The sequence below is a fragment of the Stenotrophomonas daejeonensis genome (genome assembly GCF_001431505.1).
Classification (GTDB): domain Bacteria; phylum Pseudomonadota; class Gammaproteobacteria; order Xanthomonadales; family Xanthomonadaceae; genus Stenotrophomonas; species Stenotrophomonas daejeonensis.
Genome location: NZ_LDJP01000095.1, coordinates 1 through 4,541 on the forward strand (window position 1 = coordinate 1; position 4,541 = coordinate 4,541).

Genomic DNA, 4,541 nt, shown 5'->3' on the forward strand with positions numbered 1-4,541 from the left:
CGATGGGAGAGGGGCTTCAAGCACCAACCTCCTCGACGCGGCCCGCATCTGCCTCGCCGAAGCCGACCCGCTGCAAAAGGTCGCCCTCACCCAGCACTACGCCGCACTGTTCCGCGCCGGCCAACTCAAGCTGCCGGAACACGCATCCGACCCCGAGCCGATCCGCATGCCCGGCCGCCCGGCCAACCTCGTGCTGGTGCACCCGCGCGACCTGCCGCGGCGTGGCCTCGGCAACCCGGAAGGCCGCGCCGCCTTCATCCACGCCATCGCCCACATCGAACTGAACGCCATCGACCTGGCGTGGGATGCGGTGTACCGCTTCCGTGGTCTGCCCTCATCGTTCCATGCCGACTGGGTGAGCTGCGCCGACGACGAATCGCGCCACTTCATGCTGCTGCGCGAGCGCCTGCTCGCGCACGGCCACGACTACGCCGATTTCCCCGCCCACAACGGCCTGTGGGAAATGTGCGAGAAGACCGCCCACGACGGCCTGGCGCGCATGGCGCTGGTGCCGCGCGTACTGGAGGCACGTGGCCTCGACGTGACCCCGGGCATGATCACCAAGCTGCGCGCGCTCGGCGACGACGCCACCGCCGACGTGCTGGAGGTGATCCTGCGCGAGGAAGTGGCGCACGTCGCCGCCGGCTCGCGCTGGTACCGCTGGTACTGCGAACGCGCCGGCGTCGAGCCGCGCGCCCGCTTCAGGGAACTGCTGCGCGAATACGCCGGCGGCTACCTGCACGGCCCGTTCAACATCGAAGCGCGGCTGCTGGCCGGCTTCGACGAGGACGAGCTGGCGAACCTGGTCGAGCAGGCGGGCTGAACACCGCGTTCGCGGTGGGCCCGAAGCCGGCCACCGCCTCCACCCGCGCCGTTAACATCGGAGCCTTCCGCGAGATCGTGAGGACATCCCGATGAAACCATTGCATTCATTGCTCTGCGCATTACCGATGGCGGCATTGCTGGCATGCAGCCCGTCGCCGGGGAAGACGGCTGCCGGGCCATCGGCACGCAACGCACCTGCCGTGGATTTCCCGGCAACCTTGCAGGCCATCGGCACCGAACCGTTCTGGAGCGTGGAGGTGGCGGGCGATGTGTTGCTCTACACCACGCCGGAAACGATGGATGCGCCACGCCGGTTGCAGGCCACGCGCAGCAGCGATGCCGAGGGGCTGCATCTGGTCGGTGGAAATGGCGATGCCGGCTTGCGTCTGGACGTGCGCCGCGAGGCCTGCTCGGACGGCATGTCCGACCGCGAATACCCGTTCAGCGTGTCGCTGCTGCTGGACGGAAAAACCACGAGGGGCTGCGCCTTCGACCCGGCTTCGCCACCGCCGCCGCAGTGAACCGTCGGCGGCGGTTCCGGTGGGAGGGACGAGGCTGCGGATGGGGTATGGTCATGCCATCGATGACAAGGGAGGGGACACATGCGGCAACGTGAACGCGGTTCGGCACAGGTGGGCGTCTGGGTGGTGACGGGGCTGGTCGCGCTGGTGCTGGTCGGCACTGCGTGGGCCGTGCCGAGGTACCGGGTGTACGCACAGGAGCTGCGCGGCAAGGCGGCCCTGGTCGAGGCCGAAAGCAACCGGCGCATCGCCGTGCTTGAGGCCGAAGCCGCGCGGGATGCCGCCGTCGCGCTGGCCGCCGCCGAAATCGAACGGGCCAAGGGCGTGGCCGAAGCCAACCGCATCATCGGCGACAGCCTGAAGGGCAACGAGGGCTACCTGCGCTACCTCTACATCGACGCGCTGAAGACTACGCCGAACCAGACCATCTACATTCCCACCGAGGCGGGCCTGCCCATCCTCGAGGCCCAGCGCAAGGCATTGCCGGCGCAATAGTCGTCCAGACGCGGCCGCCGGGCCTGCCCGGCAGGTTGCCGGATGCTCAGCCGAGGGCTTCCAGCCGGAAGCCGTCGGCGTCCACCCGCAGTACCGAGCCTTGTTCGTACCAGTCGCCGAGCACGATGCGGGTGCAGCTGGCGTCGCCCGCCTGCACCGTGTGCACGGCCGGGCGGTGGGTGTGGCCGTGGATCATCGTGTCCACGCCGTAGCGGCGGAAGGTGGCGACGACCTCGGCCGGGGCCACGTCGGTGACGGTCTCGAACTGGGCGCGGTCGCCTTCCTTCATTTCCGACTGGCGCGCCTGGCTGGCCGCGCGCGCCTTCTGCGCGAAGGCGATGCGCGCTTCCAGCGGCTGCGACAGGAACTGGGCGATGAAGGCCGGGTCGCGGGTCTGCGCGCGGAAGGCCTGGTAGGCGACGTCGTCGGTGCACAGCAGGTCGCCGTGCTGCAGCAGCACCGGCTTGCCGTACAACGGGACCACGCAGGGGTCGGGCAGGATGCGCATGCCGGCCCGCCTGGCGTAATCCTCGCCGAGCAGGAAGTCGCGGTTGCCGCGGATGAAGAACACCGGCACGCCGCCGTCGGCCAGTTCGCGCAGCGCGGCGGCCACCGCGTCGGCGGCGGGCGAAGGCGTGTCGTCGCCGATCCATGCTTCAAACAGGTCGCCGAGGATGTACAGCGCCTCGGCCTGCCGCGCTTGCCCGCGCAGGAAGTCGAGGAACAGGTCGGTGATGGCCGGACGGCTGGGGTCCAGGTGCAGGTCGGAGATGAACAGCGTGGTCATGCCGGGCATTGTAGGGGCAACGCCGTCACGTCACCCGTAGGTCGGGGTTACATCCCCGGCTGCGTGAATGCCGGGAGGTGCGAGGTTGCCGGGCAGCGGCCGGCACCACCGTCAGAACGGCAGCGGCCACAGCTGCAGCGAGGCGGTGCCCAGCAGCAGGGCGATGCCGGTCGCGGCCAGCACGTCGCTGGGGTAGTGCAGGCCCAGCACCACGCGCGACAGCGCCACGCCGGCGCTGAACGGCAGCAGCAGCGGCGCCAGCCACGGGTAATACGCCAGCGCCACCACGGTGAACGACACCGCGTGCAGGGTATGCCCGGATGGGAAGCTGTATTCGTCCAGCGGCGCCACCCAGGCGCGGATGCGCAAGTCGGCGGCGAACGGGCGCGGGCGCCGGGTCCAGCGCTTGAGTACCTTGTACAGGGTCAGCGCGACCACGCCGGTGGCGGCCATGTGCGCCGAGGCGCGCAGGCCATCCATGCCGTCGGCCAGCACCAGCGCGCCCATCAGCAGGTACCAGAACACGCCGTCGCCGAGGCGGCTGAGCACCGCAAACAGGGTGCGGATGCCGCGGCGCCGGCAATAGCGGTTGGCCTGCCGGCACCAGCGGGTTTCGCGGGCGAGCAGGCCGTCAGGCGGCGGCAAGCGCATGGCCACGCCTCCGTTCGGAAAGTTCGTGCAGCAGGGCCTCGAACTCGGCGACCACGTGTTCCGGGTGCAGCCGCTGCATCGTGCGGCTGGCATTGGCGCCGAGCAGGGTGCGCAGGTCGTCGTCGCTGGCCAGTCGCAGGGCCGCGTCGATGAATCGGTCGTCGCTGTCGACGCTCATGCCGCTGTGTCCGTTCTGCAGGTGTTCGCGCGCGGCGCCGTAGTCGAAGGCGACCGTGGCCACGCCGCTGGCCATCGCTTCCAGGGTGACGTTGCCGAAGGTTTCGCTGCGGCTGGGGAACAGGAACAGGTCGCCGCTTGCGAAATGGCGGGCCAGCGCTTCGCCGCGCTGCACGCCGCAGAAGATGAAATCCGGGTTTTCCTGCGCAAGGCGCCCGCGCAGCGGCCCGTCGCCGACCCAGACGAAGCGCGCCTCCGGGCGCCGTTGGCGGAGGTGGCGGAACGCCTGCACCGCCAGCTCGAGGTTCTTTTCCGCGGCGATGCGGCCGACGTGGATCACCGCCAGCCCGTGGTCGCCCAGCCCCCACTCCCGGCGCAGCGCCGGGTCGCGCCGGTGCGGCGAGAACCGCGCGGTATCCACCGCCCGCGCCAGCAGCCGTGGCTGGCGGAAGCCGCTGTCGAGCAGGAAGTCGTGCAGCTCGCGGGTCGGGACCAGGGTGGCGTCGCCGCGGTTGTGGAAGCGGCGCATCCAGCCCAGCGCCGCCGGTTGCAGCCAGGCGGCGCCGTAGTCGGGCAGGTAGCTGTCGAAGCGGGTGTGCAGGCCGGTGGCGACCGGAATGCCGAGCCGGCGCGCGCTGCGCAACGCCGACCAGCCCAGCGGTCCTTCGGTGGCGATGTAGACCGCGTCGGGGCGGTGCCGGCGCCAGTAGTGCGCCAGCTGGTACGGCGCCGGCAGGCCGAAGCGCAGGCCGGGATAGCGCGGCAGCGCCGCGCCGCGCACCAGCAGCTCGTGCGGCCCGGCGCTGTCCCCGGGCTGGCGCGGGCGGATCAGGTCCACCGTGTTGCCGCGTGCGCGCAGGCCGCGCTCCAGGCCCTGCACGGTCAGGGCGACGCCGTTGACCTCCGGCGGATAGGTCTCGGTGACGATGGCGTAGCGCATGCGCGTTCTCCCGTTTGCATCAGCATGGGGACGGGCGGTGGCAGCGATGTGACCGATATGCGTCTGTGGAGTGACACGCGGATGCGAAGCCATGCCGCACCCGTAGATACCGTCTTGCTCAGGCGTGTGCAATGGCCTTTCGGGG

General features: G+C 70.6%; 6 protein-coding genes. 3 read left to right on the forward strand and 3 right to left on the reverse strand.

The features are described 5' to 3' along the window. The 3 genes from ABB34_RS13855 to ABB34_RS13865 form a co-directional block, all read left to right on the forward strand. Window positions 1-823 (forward strand): ferritin-like domain-containing protein (locus ABB34_RS13855; RefSeq protein WP_057641967.1); only part of this gene is annotated, 823 nt, incomplete at its 5' end. Between the two features lie 202 nt (window positions 824-1,025). Then, window positions 1,026-1,346 carry a COG3650 family protein gene (locus ABB34_RS13860; protein WP_152979641.1) on the forward strand — a complete coding sequence of 107 codons (321 nt, stop codon included), beginning with the start codon at window positions 1,026-1,028 and terminating at the stop codon, window positions 1,344-1,346. An 81-nt stretch (window positions 1,347-1,427) separates the two neighbouring features. Next, window positions 1,428-1,841 (forward strand): hypothetical protein, encoded by a 414-nt coding sequence (locus tag ABB34_RS13865; protein WP_057641969.1) that lies wholly within the window; start codon window positions 1,428-1,430, stop codon window positions 1,839-1,841. Window positions 1,842-1,887: 46 nt separating this feature from the next. Here the strand turns inward: ABB34_RS13865 and lpxH are convergent, their stop codons facing one another. The 3 genes from lpxH to ABB34_RS13880 all read right to left on the reverse strand — a co-directional run bounded on the left by lpxH (window position 1,888) and on the right by ABB34_RS13880 (window position 4,396). Further along, window positions 1,888-2,628, reverse strand: a complete 741-nt coding sequence (gene lpxH / locus ABB34_RS13870; RefSeq protein WP_057641970.1) for a UDP-2,3-diacylglucosamine diphosphatase — start codon at window positions 2,626-2,628, stop codon at window positions 1,888-1,890. A 111-nt stretch (window positions 2,629-2,739) separates the two neighbouring features. After that, a complete protein-coding gene (locus ABB34_RS13875) occupies window positions 2,740-3,279 on the reverse strand; it encodes a phosphatase PAP2 family protein (RefSeq protein WP_057641971.1) in 540 nt (179 codons plus the stop codon). Then, window positions 3,260-4,396 (reverse strand): glycosyltransferase family 4 protein, encoded by a 1,137-nt coding sequence (locus ABB34_RS13880; protein ID WP_057641972.1) that lies wholly within the window; start codon window positions 4,394-4,396, stop codon window positions 3,260-3,262. Before ABB34_RS13880 ends, ABB34_RS13875 begins: the two co-directional genes overlap by 20 nt. Window positions 4,397-4,541: the final 145 nt, after the last annotated feature.

What these genes read in the sequence shown, in the direction of transcription:
- lpxH (WP_057641970.1), bottom strand. Translation starts at nt 2,628, where the DNA reads ATGACCACGCTGTTCATCTCCGACCTGCACCTGGACCCCAGCCGTCCG.
- ABB34_RS13865 (WP_057641969.1), top strand. Translation starts at nt 1,428, where the DNA reads ATGCGGCAACGTGAACGCGGTTCGGCACAGGTGGGCGTCTGGGTGGTG.
- ABB34_RS13880 (WP_057641972.1), bottom strand. Translation starts at nt 4,396, where the DNA reads ATGCGCTACGCCATCGTCACCGAGACCTATCCGCCGGAGGTCAACGGC.
- ABB34_RS13875 (WP_057641971.1), bottom strand. Translation starts at nt 3,279, where the DNA reads ATGCGCTTGCCGCCGCCTGACGGCCTGCTCGCCCGCGAAACCCGCTGG.